Genomic DNA, 16,942 nt, shown 5'->3' on the forward strand with positions numbered 1-16,942 from the left:
GGTCACGGGCACTGCGCCGCCTGTGCGAATGTCGAGAGGAACCCCAGGCGCTGAATCGCTGGCGTTGCTTGCGGTTGGTAGATGTACACGCTGGGCTGGTCAAGTGACTGCACTGCGGCATCGGCTCCCAGGCAGATCGCGCCGTTGGCGTAGCAGCGCAGGTAGAAGGGCGGCGCAGTAATGGTGCTCGTCGGGCTGGTCAAAATGGAGCGGAAGGAATTTTCTGCCCAGTCCAGCACGCAGTCGGTGGGCTGGGCCAGACCTGTACCCGTCACCGTGCGGGTCACGGCAGTTGCGCCGCGCACTGGGAAGACCAGGCGCGCCACGCGGGAGCCCGGCTGCTTGGGGGAAAAGATCACCAGGGTGGAGCAGCCCTGGCCCGGCTGCAGCACGGCGTTGCTGCAGCCATCGGAGCCGCCCGGGATCGTGAAGTCGGCTGGGGCAATGGTGGGGCATCCCAGGGCTGCGCAGGTGGCCAGGGCGCTGTCCACACCGGCGGCACCCAATTGCACCGCTGCGCTGGAGCGGTTGAACACCGAGAAATACTGCGTCGCGAAGGTGGAGTTGAGCGCGGCCTTGCCAAAGGTGTGGTCCTGCGGCGGGTCGGAGATCAGCACGTCCTGCGCTTGCGCCGACACGGCTGCCAGCGACAGAAGGGCCATTGCGGCCAGCGACTTGCGGGAGAACAGGGGTGGGATCATGGCAATTCCTTGGGAAGAAGTCGGGGAAGACTCCAAGCGTGCCTCTGCCGTCCGACGGCGTCAAGTCGGTTGCCACGCACTGGCGTGCTGTAGATCACGCCAGCCTGCGTATTAAAGGGGGCGTGCACTGCGGGCTGGAGACTTCGGTGCGCAATGGCGGGTCACCGCACTAGAAAAAAGCCGGCAACCCTTGCGGGTGGCCGGCCTTTGCCGTGGGCCAGGCCCTGATTACTTTGCCACCACGCGCACCATTTCCAGGCACTTGTTCGAATAGCCCCATTCGTTGTCGTACCAGCTGACGATCTTCACGAAGGTGCCATCCAGGGCGATGCCCGCGTCGGCGTCGAAGATCGAGGTGCGGGTGTCGCCTCGGAAGTCGGTGGCCACCACCTTGTCTTCGGTGTAGCCCAGCACGCCCTTGAGCGCGCCTTCGGACTGGGCCTTCATTTCGGCCTTGATTTCTTCGTAGGTAGCTGCGTTTTCCAGCTCCACCGTCAGGTCGACCACGGAGACGTCGCTGGTGGGCACGCGGAAGGACATGCCGGTGAGCTTCTTGTTCAGTGACGGAATCACCACGCCCACGGCCTTGGCAGCGCCGGTGCTCGAGGGGATGATGTTCTCCAGGATACCGCGGCCGCCGCGCCAGTCCTTGTTGGAGGGGCCGTCCACCGTCTTTTGCGTGGCGGTGGCAGCGTGCACCGTGGTCATCAGGCCACGCTTGATGCCCCACTTGTCGTTGAGCACCTTGGCCACGGGGGCCAGGCAGTTGGTGGTGCATGATGCGTTGGAGACGATGGCCTCGCCCTTGTAGCTCGTGTGGTTCACGCCGTACACGAACATGGGGGTGTCGTCCTTGGAGGGAGCCGACAGGATGACCTTCTTGGCGCCAGCATCCAGGTGCTTCTGTGCCGTGACCTTGTCCAGGAACAGGCCCGTGGATTCGATCACCACATCCGCGCCGACCTCGTTCCATTGGAGGTTGGCAGGGTCACGCTCTTGCGTCAGGCGGATCTTCTTGCCGTTGACGATCAGGGTATTGCCTTCCACCGAGACTTCGCCCTTGAAGCGGCCGTGCACCGAGTCGTACTGCAGCATGTACGCCAGGTACTCGGGCTCCAGCAGGTCATTGATCGCAACGACTTCGATGTCGCTGAAATTCTGGATGGCGGAGCGCAGCACGTTGCGGCCGATGCGGCCAAAGCCGTTGATGCCAATCTTGATCGTCATTTCCAAGGTTCTCCAAACGTTAAGGAATCAGGGCTGACACTGCGCCGCCTGCGCGAATGTCGAGAGGTATCCCAGGCGCTGCACCGAGGGTGTGGGCTGCGTCTGGTAGAAGTAGACACTGGGCTGGTCGAAAGTGGGTACAGCCGTGTCGGCACCCAGGCACATCGTGCCGTTGGCATAGCAGCGCAACTGGAAGGGCGATACGGTGGCCGTGCCGGTGGGCGTGGTCAGCAGCTGCGGGAAGCTCTGCTCGGCCCAATCGAGCACGCAGTCCAGCGGCGTCGATGTGCCGGTGCCGTGCAGCGGATAGGTCGCAAGCGCTCCACCGGTGGGCGACTGGACGATCAGCTGGGAGATGCGCGCCCCCGGTGCGCTGGGGGTGAAGGCCACCAGGGTCGAGCAGCCCTGGTTGGGCCGCAGCACGGCGCTGGAGCAGCCGTCCGAGCCGGCCGGGATCAGGAAGTCCCCCTGCGCCACGACCGGGCAGCCAATGCCGGCGCAGGTCGCCAGGGCCGCACCGCTGGAAATCACCGTGCCCAGTTGTAGCGGCGCACTGCTGCGGTTGAACACCGAGAAGTACTGCGTGGCAAACGTGGCATTGAGCGGGACCTTGCCGAAATTGTGGCCCGCCGGCGGATCGGTGATCTCCACCTGGGCCTGGGCCGACAAGCAGGCCAGCGACAGCACGGCCAATGCGGCCAGCGACTTGCGGGGGAACAGGGTCGGGATCATGGCAGCTCCTTGCAGAGGGGGGACGTCAATGAAAACGACTAGCGTGCCGGTCCCATGCAACGGCGTCAAGCAGGCATAGAGGCTGCAACGTGCGGTAAGTCACGCGAAACCTCTGCTTGTTTGCACAATGTTACGTTTCCGCTCCGCCGCGCGCTGTCAGCGGCCGCCCTTGAGCACGGCCTGCACGGTGGCAGCCACGTTCTCTTCGGTGAAGCCGAAGTGCTTGAACAGCACGGGTGCCGGGGCAGATTCGCCGTAGGTATCGAGACCCACGACGGCGGCGCAGCCATACTTCCACCAGCCATCGGTCACGCCCATTTCCACCGCCACGCGGGGGATGCCCGCGGGCAGCACAGACTTCTTGTACTTGGCGTCTTCGCGGTCGAAGGTGGTGGTGCTCGGCATGGAGACCACGCGCACGGCGATCTTGCGATCGGCCAGCAGGCGCTGGGCCTTCAGCGCCAGCTGCACTTCGGAGCCGGTGGCGATGATCACCGCCACGGCCTTCTTCTTGAGGCCCACATCGGCCGGCTCGCTCAGTACATAGGCGCCGCGGCTGATGTCGCCCAGGTCGCGCTTGGGTGCGTAGGGCAGGTTCTGGCGCGACAGCAGCAGTGCAGTCGGCTTGTCCTTGTTCGTCAGCGCCACGCTCCAGGCCACGGCGGTTTCGGCCGTATCGCCCGGGCGCCACACGTCCAGGTTCGGGATCAGGCGCAGGCTGGCGGCATGCTCCACCGACTGGTGGGTGGGGCCGTCTTCTCCCAGGCCGATGGAGTCGTGCGTGAACACGTGGATCACGCGCTGCTTCATCAGCGCGGCCATGCGGATGGCGTTGCGGCTGTAGTCGCTGAAGGTCAGGAAGGTGCCGCCGTAGGGGATGAAGCCGCCATGTAGCGCAATGCCGTTCATGATCGCGGCCATGCCGAACTCGCGCACGCCGTAGTTGATGTGGCGCCCGCCGATCTTCTGGCCTTCGGCCACTTCGGTCTTGACCACGTTGCCCTGCATGTCGAAACGCAGGTTGGGCGTGCTCTTGGTGTTGGTGAGGTTGGAGCCGGTCAGGTCGGCGCTGCCGCCCAGCAATTCGGGCAGGGCGGAGGTGAAGGCTTCCAGGGCCAATTGGCTGGCCTTGCGGCTGGCCACGGTCTCGCCCTTGGTGTGGGCGGCGACCACGGTGTCCACGGCCACCTGGGCGAAGTTGGCGGGCAACTGGCCCTGCATGCGGCGCGTGAGCTCGGCCGCCAGCTCGGGGAAGGCCGCGGTGTAGGCGGCAAAGCGCTCGTTCCAGGTGGCTTCTGCGGCCTGGCCGGTGTCCTTGGCGTTCCAGGCGGCGTACACGTCGTCTGGAATGCTGAAGGGTTCGTGGCTCCAGCCCAGGGCTTCGCGGGTCAGTGCGATTTCCTCGGCACCCAGGGGCTCGCCGTGGGCCTTGGCGGTATTGGCGCGGTTCGGGCTGCCCTTGCCGATGTGCGTCTTGCAGACGATCAGGGTGGGGCGTTCGCCCTGCTTTTTGGCTTCGGCGATGGCGGCGGTGACCTTTTCGGCGTCGTGGCCGTCGATGGGGCCGATCACGTTCCAGCCGCTGGCCACGAAGCGCAGGGGCGTGTTGTCCGCGAACCAGGGGGCGACCTGGCCGTCGATGCTGATGCCGTTGTCGTCGTACAGGGCGATCAGCTTGTTGAGCTTCCAGGCGCCGGCCAGCGACACGGCCTCATGGCTGATGCCTTCCATCAGGCAGCCATCACCCAGGAAGACGTAGGTGTTGTGGTCCACGACGGCATGGCCTTCGCGGTTGAATTCAGAAGCCAGCAGCTTTTCGGCCAGCGCAAAGCCCACGGCATTGGTGATGCCCTGGCCCAGCGGGCCGGTGGTGGTTTCCACGCCGGGCGTGATGCCCACTTCGGGGTGGCCGGCGGTCTTGCTGTGCAGCTGGCGGAAGTTCTTGAGTTCGCCGATGGGCAGGTCGTAGCCCGTGAGGTGCAGCAGCGCGTACAGCAGCATGGAGCCGTGGCCATTGCTCAGCACGAAGCGATCGCGGTCGAACCACTGTGGGTTGGTCGGGTTGTGCTTGAGGTGGCGACCCCACAGGGCCACGGCCATGTCGGCCATCCCCATCGGGGCGCCGGGGTGGCCTGAGTTGGCTTGTTGTACGGCGTCCATGGCCAGCGCGCGGATCGCGTTTGCCATTGGTTGGTTTTGCAGGGTGTTGGCCATGGAAGGGCGGCTCCGGGTGGGGGAGGTTCAGGGGAAACCCGGCATTTTACCGGTGCGCGCCCCGGGGCCCGCCGGCAGGCCTCCGGGAAGCCCCGCCAACCGGCCACGGCAAGCGCCAATGCACTACAGTGCAAGCCATGCAAGGACTGCACCTCACCGCCGATCTCCATGGCTGCCGCTGCGCCCCCGAATGGCTGCTGGACGCCGCCGCCCTGGGCCGTGCCTGCACGGACGCCGTGCGCGCTGCGGGCCTGCAGCCCGTGGGCCAGTTGTTCCATGGGTTTCCCGCCACGCAGCAGGGGCCGGGCGGGGTCACCGCCACGGTGCTGCTGGCCGAATCGCACCTGTGCGTGCACACCTGGCCCGAGCAGCGCGCCGTGACGCTGGACGTCTACGTCTGCAATTTCGGCGCCGACCATTCGGGCAAGGCGCGCGCGCTCATGGATGCGCTGCTGGCCCTGTTCGAGCCCGCCAGCGTGCAGCGCCATGCGCTGCAGCGCGGTGCCGTGGGTGTCGCCGCGATGGAGGGCTCCGCATGAGCGCCGCAGCCCAGGTCCCGGCCCTGCTGCTGGCTGCCGGCCGCGGCGAGCGCATGCGCCCGCTGACCGACACCACCCCCAAGCCCCTGCTGCCGGTGCAGGGCCAGCCGCTGCTGGTATGGCACCTGCAGGCCCTGGCCGAGGCCGGCGTGGGCGAGGTGGTGATCAACACCGCCTGGCTGGGCGAGCAGATCGAAGCCCACTGTGGCACCGCCTTCGGCACGCACCATTCACGCCGGGGCAACCACCGGATCGAGATCGCCTACTCCCGCGAAGGCCGCGATTTCGGCGGCGCGCTGGAGACGGCGGGCGGCATCGCGCGCGCGCTGCCGTTGGTGGAGTCGGACGTGTTCTGGCTCGCGGCCGGGGATGTGTACGTGCCGGACTTCGTGTTCGATGCGAAGGCAGTGCAGGCCTTCAAGGCCAGCAGGCAACTGGCTCACCTGTGGCTGGTGCCCAACCCTGAGCACCACCCGCGCGGCGATTTCGGCATGTCGCCCGAGGGGCTGGCGCTGAACCTGCCGGCCAATGACCCGGCACCGCGCTACACCTACAGCACCATCGCGCTGCTGCATGCAGAGTTGTTCTTCACACCCTGGTGCGACATTCCGGTCGGCAACCCCGGCGGTGAGAAGGCGGCCCTGGCGCCGCTGCTGCGCCGGGCCATGGACGCGGGCCGTGTGGGCGCCTCGCTCTACACCGGCCGCTGGACCGACGTGGGCACCCCCGAGCGGCTGGCAGAACTCAACCGCTGAACGAGAGGCTCACAGCCCCGGGCTGGGGGTTCCCGCATGGGCGGGTTGCACGGTGATGGCCGGGCCGTTCTCGCAGGCACGCAGCAGCCATTCGCTGGGCCGAAAACGCGCGTCAGGCCCATCGGGCGCGGGCTTGCCGACTTCCGCCTGCACGTCGTAGGGGATAGGCGGTACCTGGAACACGGCCACCTGCCCCTTGCGGCAGGCCAGTGCGGGCACCAGCTTGTGCACCACCCAACCCTGGGTGTTGCTGTCGAACCGATAGACGGGGCCCAGGGTCTGGTCCTGCGCCAGCTCCAGACGCATGGGGGTGGTCTGCAGCGCGCTCGCCCAGGCCCCGGCAATCTCCACGGGCTGCGCAAAGCGCACCGATTCCAATCCATGCAATGCAACCGGCTTGCCAGGCTCGCCCTTGTCGAACGGATCGTTGCGGTTGACGAGGCTGCCCGCCGGGATCAGCAGTTCGCCGTACTGAAAGTCCTGCGGCAGCACGAACCGCTCCCTGCTGGCACGGACTACGGCTCCGTCCAGCCGCGCCTGCCGGGCGCTGTTCGCCAGGTACCACTGCAGCACGATCAGTGCATTGCACAGGAAGGCCACTGCACACAGCACCTGGAGCGCACGCCGGGTGAGCAGCCACTTGTGCGGTACGTTGACCCAGCGTGCGTAGACGCCGTAGGCCAGCAAGGCTGCCGTCAGGACCAGGCCCAGCAAGGGCAGCAGCATGGCCAGGATGAAATTCAGCAGGGTCGCAAGCAGGTTGAGCATGGTGCTTGAGTCTGCCACGCCCGTGGGCTGGGTAGCCTGGCTGCCGGGCCTGGCGTGGCGCGCAAGCCACGCGGGCTGTGCGCCAAGCCCGGCCAAGCCCGGCCAAGCCCGGCCAAGCCGGGCACCAGATCACTCGGCGGCGTGGCTGGCAGGCGCCTGCGCGGCCTGCGGCGGGTTGCCCAGCATGCCGGCCAGGCTGTGCGCCAGGCCGGTAATGCCCTCGTTGGACAGGCCCGCGTCCTTCATCACCGCGTCCACGATGGGTTTGGCGATCTGGTACTGCAGGGCCGAGTTCATGACCTGCTCGGGGAAGGTGCCCTGGGCCCCGCTGCCGCCCTGCTGCCCCGTGCCCTGGCCTCCCGAGCCACCGGGCAGGCCGCCGACCTGCACGATGCGGATCGAGTCGATCTTCTCCATGGGGCGCACGGCCTGCTGGATGATCAGCGGCAGCTGTTGCAGCAGCAGGGTTCGCACCTGCAGGTCCACCTGTGCGGCCGACAGCGTGTTGAGCGCCTCGTTCAGCGCGCGCTTGCCTTCGGCCTCGGCCAGGGCCGCCGCCTGGCGTGCGCGGGCTTCGATGGTGATGGCCTCGGCGCGGTCCAGGGCCGCTTCCTTCTCGGCCGATGCGGACACCTTGACCGAGATGGCGCTCTGCTCGGCGTCCTTCGATGCCTCGATCAGCTGGATGTTCTTGTCGCGCTCGGCCACGGCCACCTGGCGCGCGGTGTTCACGGCTTCCTCGGCCTTCACGGCCTCGGCGCGCGCCAGGTTGGCGGCGGCGTCGGCGTCGGACTGCTCGCGCGACTTGTTGGCAATCGCGATCTGCGTGTCCTGGCGGGCGATCTCCACCTGCTTGCGTTGTTCGGCGCGCTTGGTCTCGGTGTGGCGCTCCAGTTCGATCTCGCGCGTCTGGATCACCAGGTTCTTCTCGATCTCGGCGGCCTTGATCTCGCGTTCGGCCTCGATGCGCTTTTGGCTCACCTGGCGCTCGGCCTCGATCTTGGAGGCCTCGGCCTCGCGGCTGCGCTCGGCCTGCTGCGTGGCGATCAGCGCGGCCTGCTCGGCGCGGGTGTTCTCGATCTCGCGCCTTTGCGACAGCGAAGCGAACTCCTGGTCCTTCTCGATGGTGAGCTTCTGGCGCGTGGCCTCCAGGTCCTTGGTGCGCACCTGCACTTCGGTGTCCTGCTCCACGTCGTTGCGCTGCTTGCGGCGGGCTTCGGTCTGCTCGGTCAGGCGCGTCAGGCCCTCGGCGTCGAAGGCGTTGTTGGGGTTGAAGAACTGCTTGTCGGTCTGGTCCAGGCTGGTCAGCGACACGGACTCGAGCTCCAGCCCGTTCTTCTCCAGGTCTTCGGCCACGGCGTTCTGCACGGCCTGCACGAAATCCCGGCGCTTGTCCTGCAGTTCCTGGATGGTCATGGTGGCGGCCGTGGCGCGCAGCGAATCCACGAACTTGTCCTCCACCAGCGCCTTGAGTTCCTCAGGGCTCATGGTGCGCGCGCCCAGGGTCTGGGCGGCGATGCTCACGGCCTCTTCGGTCTGCTTGACGCGCACGAAGAAGGCCGCCGTCACGTCCACACGCATGCGGTCCTTGGTGATCAGGCTTTCCTTGGCACGGCGCACCACTTCGAGCTTCAGGGTGTTCATGTTCACCAGCACGCGCTCGTGGAACACCGGCAGCAGGATGGCGCCGCCGTCCATGATGACCTTCTGGCCACCCAGGCCGGTGCGCACGAAGGCGGTCTCCTTGGTGGAGCGCTTGTACAGGCGCGCAAGGACGATGCCTATGGTCAGCAGCGCCAGCAGGGCAATGGCGGCGATTACGCCCAGTTCGAACAGGTTGGTCATTTCTCGGTGGCTCCCTCGGTTGGTGTTGGTATGGTGATGGGAATGTGCGGCTACATCAAGCCCGGATGCGGGTTGGCAATGCAGCGGTAGAAGGCCCCGGCCTTGCGCACGATGAGGATCTGCGCGCCTTCGTCGAAGACCTCGTCGTCCAGGTCGGGCTCCACCATCAGGTAATGGGTGCGGCCATGGGCATCGCGCACGCGCGCCTGGGCCGCCAGGCCTCGGCGCGCCGCCCCGGCGGAGACAACGCCGTGCCGCCCGATCAGCGACATCTCGCTCACGGCCGAGGTCTCGTCGCGCGGGATGATGTGGGCGATCAGCGCGCCCAGGCTGCGCACCGTGGCCATGCCGGGCGCCACGGCCGCCAGGCCCGCCAGCCACACAGGCAGGTAGCCGCCCAGCAGGCCATGGGCCACCTTCTGCAGGCTATAGCCGAAGATGGCATAGCCCATGAGGAACAGCACCAGCAGCACCAGCGAGGGCACTTTGCCGATATACAGCCAGCCCAGCACCCGGTCCAGTCCGGTGTCGCCGTCGATGTCGGGCAGCAGGTCATCGAGCCAGTTGCTCGGGCTCAGCGAGACCAGCATGCCCAGGCCTTCGATCAGTGCGATGCCGACAATGAGCGCAAAGGCCACGCCGAAGGGCCAGGTCTCTGGGGCGGTGAACAGGCCGACGATCACGGCTGGCCCGTCTTCAGGCGCGCCATGCGCTCGGCGATCTTGTGGTCGCGCACCAGGTCATCGAGCTCCTTGAGCTTGGCGGCCTGGTCCAGCGTGTGGCTGCGGTCGGTGCCCGACAGGCCGGTCTGGCGCGCATACAGGCGGTCGAAGGCGCCGGTGACGGCGTCCATGCGGCTGGCGGGGCTGGCGCTGCCCGGTGCTGCTGCAGCGGGGGCTTGCGCCGCATTGGCACGGCTCTGGCGAAAGCCTTCGAGCGCATCGGCCATCTCGCGCTGCTTGGCCAGCAGGGCGGCCGCATAGCCCGTGAGTTCGCTCTCCTGCCGGGCTAAGTCGGCCAGGGTGGTCTCCAGCACCGGGATCTGCGCCTCGATGTCGAGTTGGCGCGCCACCGCAGCGCGCGCCAGGTCTTCGCGGCCGGCGGCCAGCGCCTGGTCGATCTGCTCCGCGAGCTTGCCGTGCTGCCCGTTGAGGTGGGCATGCTGCTGCTGGGCCAGGTGCCGGTTGGCACTGGTGCGGCCCAGCTCGTGGCGCACCTCGCCGATCACGGTGTCGGCCTCGCGCAGCGACTGCTCCATCACTGCCAGCGGCGCGTGGTTCTCCAGGTGGTCCACCAGTGCATGTACGCTGCCGGCGATGATGCGGCCGACACGTGTCTTGAGCGAATCTGCCATCTCAGGCTCCTTTCGAGAGAGGGGTGTGAATCGACTGGGCCAGCTCCAGCGTCGCTGCGGCGTGGCGTTGCACGACGCCAGGATCGTACGCGCTGGCCTGCGTGGTGGTTGCCTGGCGCAGCAGCATCTCACTGAGCGCAAAGCCCCGGCGCACCAGCAGGTCTTCGAGCCGCGCGGCCTCCTGCTCCGAGGTGGGGGCGTTGCTCACCACGATGGCCAGGCAGGTCGTGACATGGTCGAGCATGGCGTTGAGCACGTCCGAATGCCGGCCCGTCTGGCCCTCGGTGCGTACCAGCGATTCGCGCAGCCGGCCCGTGATGTCGCGTGCCCAGGCATGGGCGGCCACGTAGTCCAGCGCACCGTCATGGTGGCGCTTGAGCTGGCCCAGCAGCACCCGCAGCTTGTCGCTGTTGGTGGTGGCGCCCTCCACCTGCAGCTGCGCCAGCCAGAGGTAGAGATCGCTCGGTATGCGTGCGGAGAGGGGCTCCATCGTGGTGGAGGTGGTGACCATGGCGTCCATCCGAAGTGGGGTTGGATGCAATGGTATTCATATGAATACGTTTGTCAACAAACCCATGGTTCGTTGGGTTTCTGGAATTGTTTGCAAGGCGGATGGCCTGTGGCCGCGAGGGGACGTGGATTCGCGATAAAAATGGCGAATGAATTCACCTTCCTCGCATTCCATCTACGCCCAGCGCCGCGCGCGCCTCGCTGCCCAGTTGGGTGCGGGGGGCATCGCCATCGTCCCCACGGCCCCTGAGTACCCGCGCAACCGCGATACCGATTTCCTGTACCGGCACGACAGCTACTTCTACTACCTGACCGGTTTTGCCGAAGCGGGGGCTTGCCTGGTGATCACGGCCGAGGGGAAGAGCACGCTGTTCTGCCGCCCCAAAGACCTGGAGCGCGAGATCTGGGACGGCTACCGCCTGGGCCCGGAAGCGGCGCCTGGTGTGCTCGGGATGGACGCGGCCTATTCCAGCGCTGTGCTCGATGCACAACTGCCCCGCCTGCTCGAGAACCGCCAGAGCGTGTGGTACCCGCATGCCATCCACAACGGCCTGGCCGCGCGCGTGGAAGGCTGGCTCAATGCCGTGCGGGCGCGGGTGCGCTACGGCGCGCAGTGCCCTGCCGTGCAGCAGGACCTGTGCGGTCCGCTCGACGAGATGCGTCTCATCAAGGACGCGCACGAGCAGGACATCATGCGCCGCGCCAGCGAGATCAGCGCCCAGGGCCACATCCGCGCCATGCAGCGCTCGGCCCGCATGCTGCGTGCCGGCGAGGACGTGCGCGAGTACCACCTCGACGCCGAACTGCTGCACGCCTTCCGCGATGGCGGTTCGCAGTACCCGGCCTACGGCTCCATCGTGGCGGCCGGTGCCAACGCCTGCGTGCTGCACTACCGGGCCGATGCCGCTCCGGTGCGCGACGGCGAACTGGTGCTGATCGACGCCGGCTGCGAGCTCGACGGTTATGCCAGCGACATCACGCGCACCTTCCCGGCCAATGGCCGCTTCACCGGGCCGCAGCGCGCGCTGTACGACCTGGTGCTGGCCAGCCAGGTGGCGGCCGTGGACGCCACCCGTGCCGGTGCCCGCTTCAACGACCCGCACGACGCCACCGTTGCGGTGCTGGCGCAGGGCCTGCTGGACCTGGGCCTGCTCGACGCCAACAAGGTGGGCACGGTGCAGGACGTGATCGACAAGCGCGCCTACTTCCCGTTCTACATGCACCGTACCAGCCACTGGCTGGGCATGGACGTGCATGACTGCGGCAGCTACGTGGAGCCCGGTGAGGCCGACCGGACCACCGAGCGCAAGGACCCGCTCTCGGGAGAAACCATCCTCAACCGCCCGAGCCGCGTGCTGCAGCCGGGCATGGTGCTGACCATCGAACCGGGCCTGTACGTGCGCGCGGCCGAGGGAGTGCCCGCGCAGTTCCATGGCATCGGCATCCGCATCGAGGACGATGCCATCGTTACTGCCACCGGCTGTGAGCTGATCACGCGTGGCGTGCCGGTGGATGCGGACGAGATCGAGGCGCTGATGCGGGCCTGACGGCGCGCCGGCGCCAGGCGCCGCTGGCGCTATACGTTGGCGATGAGGTGGTCGATGAAGGCCCGCACACGCAATGGCATGTGGCGCGTGGCCGGGTAGAGGATCGAAAACGGCCGGGAGCGGCCACCCAGGCCCTGCAGCACCTCCACCAGGGTGCCCTGCCGCAGGTCGTCCTCCACGATGAAGCGGTAGGTCTGCAGCAGCCCTGCGCCGTGGCGCGCCAGGGTGACCACGCCCAGCAGGTCGTCCGAGCAAGTGAGGCTGCCGGAGGTGCCGACTTCCGTGTCCTGGCCATTCTGGCGAAAGACCCAGGGCACCGTCTGCCCGGTGCTGGGCAGCACGAACTGGATGCACTCGTGGGCCGCCAGGTCGCCGAGGCTGCGGGGCACGCCCGCCGACTGCAGGTATCCCGGCGTGGCGACGACGACCAGTTCCGCATCCATCAGCTTTCGGGCGACCAGGCCTGAGTCGGCCTGCGCCCGTGCCCGCACAGCCAGGTCGAAGCCATCGGCCGTGAAGTCCACATTGCGGTTGCTCAACTGCACCTCGACCTGCACCTTGGGGTAGCGCGCGCGAAAACCCACCAGCGCCGGCAGCACACGGCAGTGCCCCAGCGTGGTGGGCACGCTGATGCGCAGCTTGCCAGCAGGCTCGGCCTGCGTGCCGGTCAGCTCCCGCTCGGCCTCGCTGAGGCGGTTGAGTGCCTGCCGGCACTGGTCGAAGTAGGTCCGGCCGCCATCGGTCAGGCGTATCTTGCGCGTGCTGCGCACGAAAAGCCGCACTTGCAAGCGCTCTTCCAGCCGCGCAACGGAGCGGCTCACCGCCGCAGGGGTCAGTCCCGCCAACTGGGCGGCGGCCGTGAAGCTCTGGGCCTCGGCGGCCATGCAGAAGAGTTCGATGCTTCCGAGCATCACGTCGCCAAACTCGCGGGCCATGAATTACTCCATGTAATGAATGAAGTGATTGTGGGTCTGTTTATCGATTCGTGTGTAGTCAATAACCTGGGGCTTCCTCTTTTTGTTGGCAAGGACGCCCCATGACCTCTCCCATCTCCATCGTGTTTCACAGTGGCTACGGCCATACCCGCCAGGTCGCGGCAGCGGTCGCTGCGGGCAGTGGCGGGTCGCTGCTCGCCATTGACGACCAGGGCGAACTCAGCCCCGAAGGGTGGGCGCAGCTCGATGCTTCGCGCGCCATTGTGTTTGGCTCGCCGACCTACATGGCCAACGTGAGCTGGCAGTTCAAGCGCTTCGTGGATGCCAGCTCCGCCGTCTGGGCCCGCCAGGGGTGGCGGGACAAGCTGGCCGCAGGCTTCACCAACAGTGCCGGGATCAACGGCGACAAGCTCACCACGCTCTACACCCTGTTTTCGCTGTCGCAGCAGCACGGCATGCTCTGGGCGGGAACGGCCATGATGCCGAGCAACACCAAGGCCGCCGTGCGCAACGACCTGAATTACCTGGCCTCCTTCGCCGGGCTGATGACCGCCACGCCCTCCGACGCAACGCCCGACGAGATGGTGGCGGGCGACCTGGTGACCGCCCGGGCGTTCGGCGAGCGCATTGCGCAAGTTGCCGGCCGCATCGGCTGAAAGGATTGGCAATGCCTTACGTCAACATCCAGGTCACCCGCGAAGGAGTGACATGCGAACAGAAGGCCGAGCTCATCGCCGGCGTCACCGAGCTGCTGGTGCGCGTGCTGCACAAGAACCCCGCGACCACGCACGTGGTGATCGATGAAGTCGACCTCGACAACTGGGGCGTGGGCGGCTTGCCCGTGGCCGAGTTCCGAAAGCGCAAGCCATGAGCGCAGCCCCCGATTTCAGCGGCGTCACCGCTGCGCTGCACACCTACTTCGATGGCCTGTACCACAGCGACACGGGTAGGCTGGCGCAGGTCTTTCATCCGCAGGCCATCTACTGCTGCGCCACTGAGGGAGCATTGCTGCATCGGAGCATGGCAGAGTACTTTCCCATCGTGGACCAGCGCCCGTCACCTGCCAGCCGTGGGCAGGCCCGGCGCGACCGCATCCTGTCCATCGAGTTTGCAGGCCCGGTCACGGCCTTTGCGCGGGTGGAGTGCGCGATTGCGCCGCGCTTCTTCACCGATTTCCTGACGCTGGTACAGCTCGATGGGCGCTGGCAGATTGTGAGCAAGGTGTTCCACTTCGACGTGGTGGAGTGAAAGCGGTGCATCACCAATGCAAAAAGGCCGGAACCCTTCAGGGGGCTCCGGCCTTTTTGCATGGTGGCAGGCTGCTGCTGCGGGGGACAGCAGCCCACCCAGAGCGAATTACATCGAGCCGATTTCGCCCGAGGAGATCTGGCCGGTGCGAACAGCTTCAGCAGCCTGGGCACGCACGGCAGCGCGGTCGGCGGTGGACTTGTAGGTCACGACGCGCGAACCAGCGGGTTCCAGGCTGCGGGTCTGTGCCACGGTGGCGGCTTCAGCAGCCACTTCGGCGCGTGTGCGGTTCGTGTCGAACTTCAGGGCGAACTGCGAAGAGTCGGCTTCGTCGGCATGGGCACCGAAAGCGGAGAAAGCCGCCACGGCAGCGATGGAGAGGAAACGTGCGGTCTTGTTCATGATGATCTCGATTCTTTGTTGGGTTTGATAGGGGGTCAGGTCAGTTCAGTTCGATCCGGGGCGGCTTACAGTGCGCCGATTTCGCCGGAAGAGATCTGGCCGGTGCGCACGGCATCGGCAGCCTGGGCACGCACGGCAGCGCGGTCGGCGGTGGACTTGTAGGTCACGACACGCGAACCAGCGGGTTCGATGCTGCGGGTCTGGGCCACGGTGGCGGCTTCAGCGGCCACTTCGGCGCGGGTGCGGTTAGTTTCGAACTTCGTGGCAAATTGCGAAGCATCGGCTTCGTCGGCCTGGGCACCGAAAGAAGCGAAAGCGGCAACAGCGGCGATGGAGAGGAAGCGTGCGGTCGTGTTCATGATGAAATCCTTGGAAGAAAAAAGTGACTCAAAAAACCGGAGCAAAAACCATTTCGAACCGGGTTCGGTGAGTCGCCTTGCGGGTTCGGCTCATCGATGGGTTGAACTGTACGCCGCAGGTGATCAAAGAAAAACCACCCGGTCGCGAACTGACTGTTCCAGTTTTGGAAACAGTCAGGCGTGTTCTGCAGCCCACCATCCTGGCAGGCATCCCTGCGCAGCGCCCAGGCGATTGGCCCGGCCAGCCCGCTGGTAATCGGCATGTAACCGCTTTCGTGTGAAAATTGAAATTCGATTACATAACCGACGAAAGAGACAAGCCATGCAAACCCGCCGCGCCACCAAGATCGTTGCCACTCTGGGCCCCGCATCGAGCGATCCGCAACTGCTGGAGGCGATGATCCGCGCGGGCGTCAATGTGGTGCGCCTGAACTTCAGCCATGGCAAGGCGCAGGACCACATCGACCGGGCCACCACCGTGCGCGCCGCTGCCCAGCGTGCAGGGCGCGAGGTGGCCATCATGGCCGACCTGCAGGGCCCCAAGATCCGCGTCGGCAAGTTTGCCGAGGGCAAGGTGCAGCTGGTGTCGGGCGCCCCGTTCGTGCTCGATGCCTCGCGCACCGAGCCGGGTGACAACGATGGCGTGGGGCTCGACTACAAGGAGCTGCCGCGCGACGTGAAAGCCGGTGACGTGCTGCTGCTCAACGACGGCCTGATCGTGCTCACCGTCGATGCCGTGCGTGGTGAAGAGGTGCTCACCACCGTGAAGATCGGCGGCGAACTGTCCAACAACAAGGGCATCAACAAGCAGGGCGGCGGTCTCACGGCGCCGGCCCTCACGGCAAAGGACATGGAGGACATCCGCACCGCGATGAGCTTCCAGGCCGACTACGTGGCCGTGAGCTTTCCCAAGAACGCGACCGACATGGAGATGGCGCGCCAACTGTGCAACGTGGCGGCCTCCGAGTACCGCCATAAGCCGGGCCTGATCGCCAAGATCGAGCGCGCCGAGGCCATCCCGCACCTGGAAGCCATCCTGCGCGTGAGCGACGGCATCATGGTCGCGCGCGGAGACTTGGCCGTGGAAGTGGGCAATGCGGCGGTGCCAGCGCTGCAAAAGAAGATGATCCGCATGGCGCGCGACCTGGACAAGGTCGTGATCACCGCCACGCAGATGATGGAGAGCATGATCACCAACCCCGTGCCCACGCGCGCCGAGGTCAGCGACGTGGCCAACGCCGTGCTCGATGGCACCGATGCCGTGATGCTCAGCGCCGAAACCGCGGCTGGCAAGTACCCCCTGGAAACGGTGATGGAGATGGCCACCATCTGCGCCGCCGCCGAGGCCGCCGAGGACCACCCGCTGGACGCCGATTTCACCGGCCAGACCTTCGGCCGCATCGACCAGTCCATTGCCATGGGCGCGCTGTTCACGGCGCACCACCTGGGCGCCAAGGCCATCGTGGCCATGACCGACAGCGGCGCCACGGCGCTGTGGATGAGCCGCCACCGCATCCACATCCCCATCTACGCCCTCACGCCCAAGGTGGCCACGCAGCGCAAGATGGCCATGTACCGCAACGTGCGCCCGCTGCTGATGGACACCAGCGCCGACCGCGACACCGCGCTGGAGCAGGCCGAAGGCCACCTCAAGACGCGCAACATCGTGCAGAAGGGCGACGTCTACGCCATCACCTGCGGCGAGCCAATGGGTGCGCCGGGTGGCACCAACATGCTCAAGATCTGCCGGGCGAGCTGAACAGGTCCTGGCGCCAGGGCTCCAGGCCTCCAGGCCTGCCGTAGTGG

20 protein-coding genes are annotated in these 16,942 nt (G+C 66.7%); 7 read left to right on the forward strand and 13 right to left on the reverse strand.

Annotation, left to right across the window (positions count from 1 at the left end; translation table 11 throughout):
- Positions 1–2: 2 nt before the first annotated feature.
- From QYL93_RS15510 to tkt, 4 genes are all read right to left on the reverse strand, one after another.
- Positions 3–701 (reverse strand): hypothetical protein, encoded by a 699-nt coding sequence (locus tag QYL93_RS15510; protein WP_305744472.1) that lies wholly within the window; start codon positions 699–701, stop codon positions 3–5.
- A gap of 228 nt (positions 702–929) precedes the next feature.
- Complete coding sequence (gap, locus tag QYL93_RS15515; RefSeq protein ID WP_305744473.1) at positions 930–1,928, reverse strand: type I glyceraldehyde-3-phosphate dehydrogenase; 999 nt, start codon at positions 1,926–1,928, stop codon at positions 930–932.
- Between the two features lie 27 nt (positions 1,929–1,955).
- Entirely contained in the window at positions 1,956–2,660 is a 705-nt protein-coding gene (locus QYL93_RS15520; protein WP_305744474.1) for a hypothetical protein, read from the reverse strand.
- Between the two features lie 156 nt (positions 2,661–2,816).
- Positions 2,817–4,874 (reverse strand): transketolase, encoded by a 2,058-nt coding sequence (gene tkt / locus QYL93_RS15525; protein WP_305744475.1) that lies wholly within the window; start codon positions 4,872–4,874, stop codon positions 2,817–2,819.
- 137 nt (positions 4,875–5,011) lie between these two features.
- Between tkt and QYL93_RS15530 the strand changes: the two genes are divergently transcribed.
- Both QYL93_RS15530 and QYL93_RS15535 read left to right on the forward strand, forming a co-directional pair.
- Entirely contained in the window at positions 5,012–5,413 is a 402-nt protein-coding gene (locus tag QYL93_RS15530) for an S-adenosylmethionine decarboxylase family protein (protein WP_305744476.1), read from the forward strand.
- Complete coding sequence (locus QYL93_RS15535) at positions 5,410–6,168, forward strand: nucleotidyltransferase family protein (protein WP_305744477.1); 759 nt, start codon at positions 5,410–5,412, stop codon at positions 6,166–6,168. The genes QYL93_RS15530 and QYL93_RS15535 overlap by 4 nt, the downstream gene beginning before the upstream one ends.
- 9 nt (positions 6,169–6,177) lie before the next feature.
- Here the strand turns inward: QYL93_RS15535 and QYL93_RS15540 are convergent, their stop codons facing one another.
- The 5 genes from QYL93_RS15540 to QYL93_RS15560 all read right to left on the reverse strand — a co-directional run bounded on the left by QYL93_RS15540 (position 6,178) and on the right by QYL93_RS15560 (position 10,646).
- Positions 6,178–6,936: a hypothetical protein gene (locus QYL93_RS15540; protein WP_305744478.1), complete on the reverse strand. Its 759-nt coding sequence runs from the start codon at positions 6,934–6,936 to the stop codon at positions 6,178–6,180.
- 129 nt (positions 6,937–7,065) lie between these two features.
- Positions 7,066–8,781 (reverse strand): flotillin family protein, encoded by a 1,716-nt coding sequence (locus tag QYL93_RS15545; RefSeq protein WP_305744479.1) that lies wholly within the window; start codon positions 8,779–8,781, stop codon positions 7,066–7,068.
- A gap of 50 nt (positions 8,782–8,831) precedes the next feature.
- A complete protein-coding gene (locus QYL93_RS15550) occupies positions 8,832–9,464 on the reverse strand; it encodes a YqiJ family protein (protein WP_305744480.1) in 633 nt (210 codons plus the stop codon).
- Positions 9,461–10,135 (reverse strand): PspA/IM30 family protein, encoded by a 675-nt coding sequence (locus QYL93_RS15555; protein ID WP_305744481.1) that lies wholly within the window; start codon positions 10,133–10,135, stop codon positions 9,461–9,463. Before QYL93_RS15555 ends, QYL93_RS15550 begins: the two co-directional genes overlap by 4 nt.
- 1 nt (position 10,136) lies before the next feature.
- Positions 10,137–10,646, reverse strand: coding sequence for a hypothetical protein (locus QYL93_RS15560; protein ID WP_305744482.1), 510 nt, complete (start codon positions 10,644–10,646; stop codon positions 10,137–10,139).
- A gap of 148 nt (positions 10,647–10,794) precedes the next feature.
- Here QYL93_RS15560 and QYL93_RS15565 point away from each other — a divergent pair, with 148 nt between their 5' ends.
- Positions 10,795–12,192, forward strand: a complete 1,398-nt coding sequence (locus QYL93_RS15565) for an aminopeptidase P N-terminal domain-containing protein (RefSeq protein WP_305744483.1) — start codon at positions 10,795–10,797, stop codon at positions 12,190–12,192.
- A gap of 29 nt (positions 12,193–12,221) precedes the next feature.
- On the opposite strand, the gene QYL93_RS15570 is transcribed toward QYL93_RS15565, so the two are convergent.
- The gene (locus QYL93_RS15570) at positions 12,222–13,127 is read right to left on the reverse strand and encodes a LysR family transcriptional regulator (RefSeq protein WP_305744484.1); all 906 of its coding nucleotides are present in this window, start codon (positions 13,125–13,127) and stop codon (positions 12,222–12,224) included.
- 101 nt (positions 13,128–13,228) lie between these two features.
- On the opposite strand from QYL93_RS15570, the gene QYL93_RS15575 reads away from it, so the two are divergent.
- Genes QYL93_RS15575 through QYL93_RS15585 form a run of 3 tightly spaced genes read left to right on the forward strand, consistent with a single transcriptional unit; the run spans position 13,229 to position 14,375 of the window.
- On the forward strand, positions 13,229–13,783 hold the full coding sequence (locus QYL93_RS15575; RefSeq protein WP_305744485.1) for a flavodoxin family protein: 555 nt from the start codon (positions 13,229–13,231) through the stop codon (positions 13,781–13,783).
- Between the two features lie 11 nt (positions 13,784–13,794).
- Positions 13,795–13,998: a 4-oxalocrotonate tautomerase family protein gene (locus QYL93_RS15580; RefSeq protein WP_305744486.1), complete on the forward strand. Its 204-nt coding sequence runs from the start codon at positions 13,795–13,797 to the stop codon at positions 13,996–13,998.
- On the forward strand, positions 13,995–14,375 hold the full coding sequence (locus tag QYL93_RS15585) for a nuclear transport factor 2 family protein (RefSeq protein WP_305744487.1): 381 nt from the start codon (positions 13,995–13,997) through the stop codon (positions 14,373–14,375). Before QYL93_RS15580 ends, QYL93_RS15585 begins: the two co-directional genes overlap by 4 nt.
- 108 nt (positions 14,376–14,483) lie before the next feature.
- Here QYL93_RS15585 and QYL93_RS15590 read toward each other — a convergent pair whose 3' ends face one another.
- From QYL93_RS15590 to QYL93_RS15600, 3 genes are all read right to left on the reverse strand, one after another.
- Positions 14,484–14,777 (reverse strand): DUF4148 domain-containing protein, encoded by a 294-nt coding sequence (locus QYL93_RS15590; RefSeq protein WP_305744488.1) that lies wholly within the window; start codon positions 14,775–14,777, stop codon positions 14,484–14,486.
- Between the two features lie 65 nt (positions 14,778–14,842).
- On the reverse strand, positions 14,843–15,136 hold the full coding sequence (locus QYL93_RS15595) for a DUF4148 domain-containing protein (RefSeq protein ID WP_145699468.1): 294 nt from the start codon (positions 15,134–15,136) through the stop codon (positions 14,843–14,845).
- Positions 15,133–15,399: a hypothetical protein gene (locus QYL93_RS15600; protein WP_305744489.1), complete on the reverse strand. Its 267-nt coding sequence runs from the start codon at positions 15,397–15,399 to the stop codon at positions 15,133–15,135. Before QYL93_RS15600 ends, QYL93_RS15595 begins: the two co-directional genes overlap by 4 nt.
- 59 nt (positions 15,400–15,458) lie before the next feature.
- On the opposite strand from QYL93_RS15600, the gene pyk reads away from it, so the two are divergent.
- Positions 15,459–16,895: a pyruvate kinase gene (gene pyk / locus QYL93_RS15605; protein ID WP_057200747.1), complete on the forward strand. Its 1,437-nt coding sequence runs from the start codon at positions 15,459–15,461 to the stop codon at positions 16,893–16,895.
- Positions 16,896–16,942: the final 47 nt, after the last annotated feature.

Origin of the sequence: Acidovorax sp. A1169 (genome assembly GCF_030704685.1) — a bacterium.
In the GTDB taxonomy this organism is placed as follows: Bacteria; Pseudomonadota; Gammaproteobacteria; order Burkholderiales; family Burkholderiaceae_C; genus Acidovorax.

Coding starts and splice junctions, on each gene's coding strand:
- QYL93_RS15510 (WP_305744472.1), bottom strand. CDS start 701: ATGATCCCACCCCTGTTCTCCCGCAAGTCGCTGGCCGCAATGGCCCTT.
- gap (WP_305744473.1), bottom strand. CDS start 1,928: ATGACGATCAAGATTGGCATCAACGGCTTTGGCCGCATCGGCCGCAAC.
- QYL93_RS15520 (WP_305744474.1), bottom strand. CDS start 2,660: ATGATCCCGACCCTGTTCCCCCGCAAGTCGCTGGCCGCATTGGCCGTG.
- tkt (WP_305744475.1), bottom strand. CDS start 4,874: ATGGCCAACACCCTGCAAAACCAACCAATGGCAAACGCGATCCGCGCG.
- QYL93_RS15530 (WP_305744476.1), top strand. CDS start 5,012: ATGCAAGGACTGCACCTCACCGCCGATCTCCATGGCTGCCGCTGCGCC.
- QYL93_RS15535 (WP_305744477.1), top strand. CDS start 5,410: ATGAGCGCCGCAGCCCAGGTCCCGGCCCTGCTGCTGGCTGCCGGCCGC.
- QYL93_RS15540 (WP_305744478.1), bottom strand. CDS start 6,936: ATGCTCAACCTGCTTGCGACCCTGCTGAATTTCATCCTGGCCATGCTG.
- QYL93_RS15545 (WP_305744479.1), bottom strand. CDS start 8,781: ATGACCAACCTGTTCGAACTGGGCGTAATCGCCGCCATTGCCCTGCTG.
- QYL93_RS15555 (WP_305744481.1), bottom strand. CDS start 10,135: ATGGCAGATTCGCTCAAGACACGTGTCGGCCGCATCATCGCCGGCAGC.
- QYL93_RS15560 (WP_305744482.1), bottom strand. CDS start 10,646: ATGGTCACCACCTCCACCACGATGGAGCCCCTCTCCGCACGCATACCG.
- QYL93_RS15565 (WP_305744483.1), top strand. CDS start 10,795: ATGAATTCACCTTCCTCGCATTCCATCTACGCCCAGCGCCGCGCGCGC.
- QYL93_RS15570 (WP_305744484.1), bottom strand. CDS start 13,127: ATGGCCCGCGAGTTTGGCGACGTGATGCTCGGAAGCATCGAACTCTTC.
- QYL93_RS15575 (WP_305744485.1), top strand. CDS start 13,229: ATGACCTCTCCCATCTCCATCGTGTTTCACAGTGGCTACGGCCATACC.
- QYL93_RS15580 (WP_305744486.1), top strand. CDS start 13,795: ATGCCTTACGTCAACATCCAGGTCACCCGCGAAGGAGTGACATGCGAA.
- QYL93_RS15585 (WP_305744487.1), top strand. CDS start 13,995: ATGAGCGCAGCCCCCGATTTCAGCGGCGTCACCGCTGCGCTGCACACC.
- QYL93_RS15590 (WP_305744488.1), bottom strand. CDS start 14,777: ATGAACAAGACCGCACGTTTCCTCTCCATCGCTGCCGTGGCGGCTTTC.
- QYL93_RS15595 (WP_145699468.1), bottom strand. CDS start 15,136: ATGAACACGACCGCACGCTTCCTCTCCATCGCCGCTGTTGCCGCTTTC.
- QYL93_RS15600 (WP_305744489.1), bottom strand. CDS start 15,399: ATGCCGATTACCAGCGGGCTGGCCGGGCCAATCGCCTGGGCGCTGCGC.
- pyk (WP_057200747.1), top strand. CDS start 15,459: ATGCAAACCCGCCGCGCCACCAAGATCGTTGCCACTCTGGGCCCCGCA.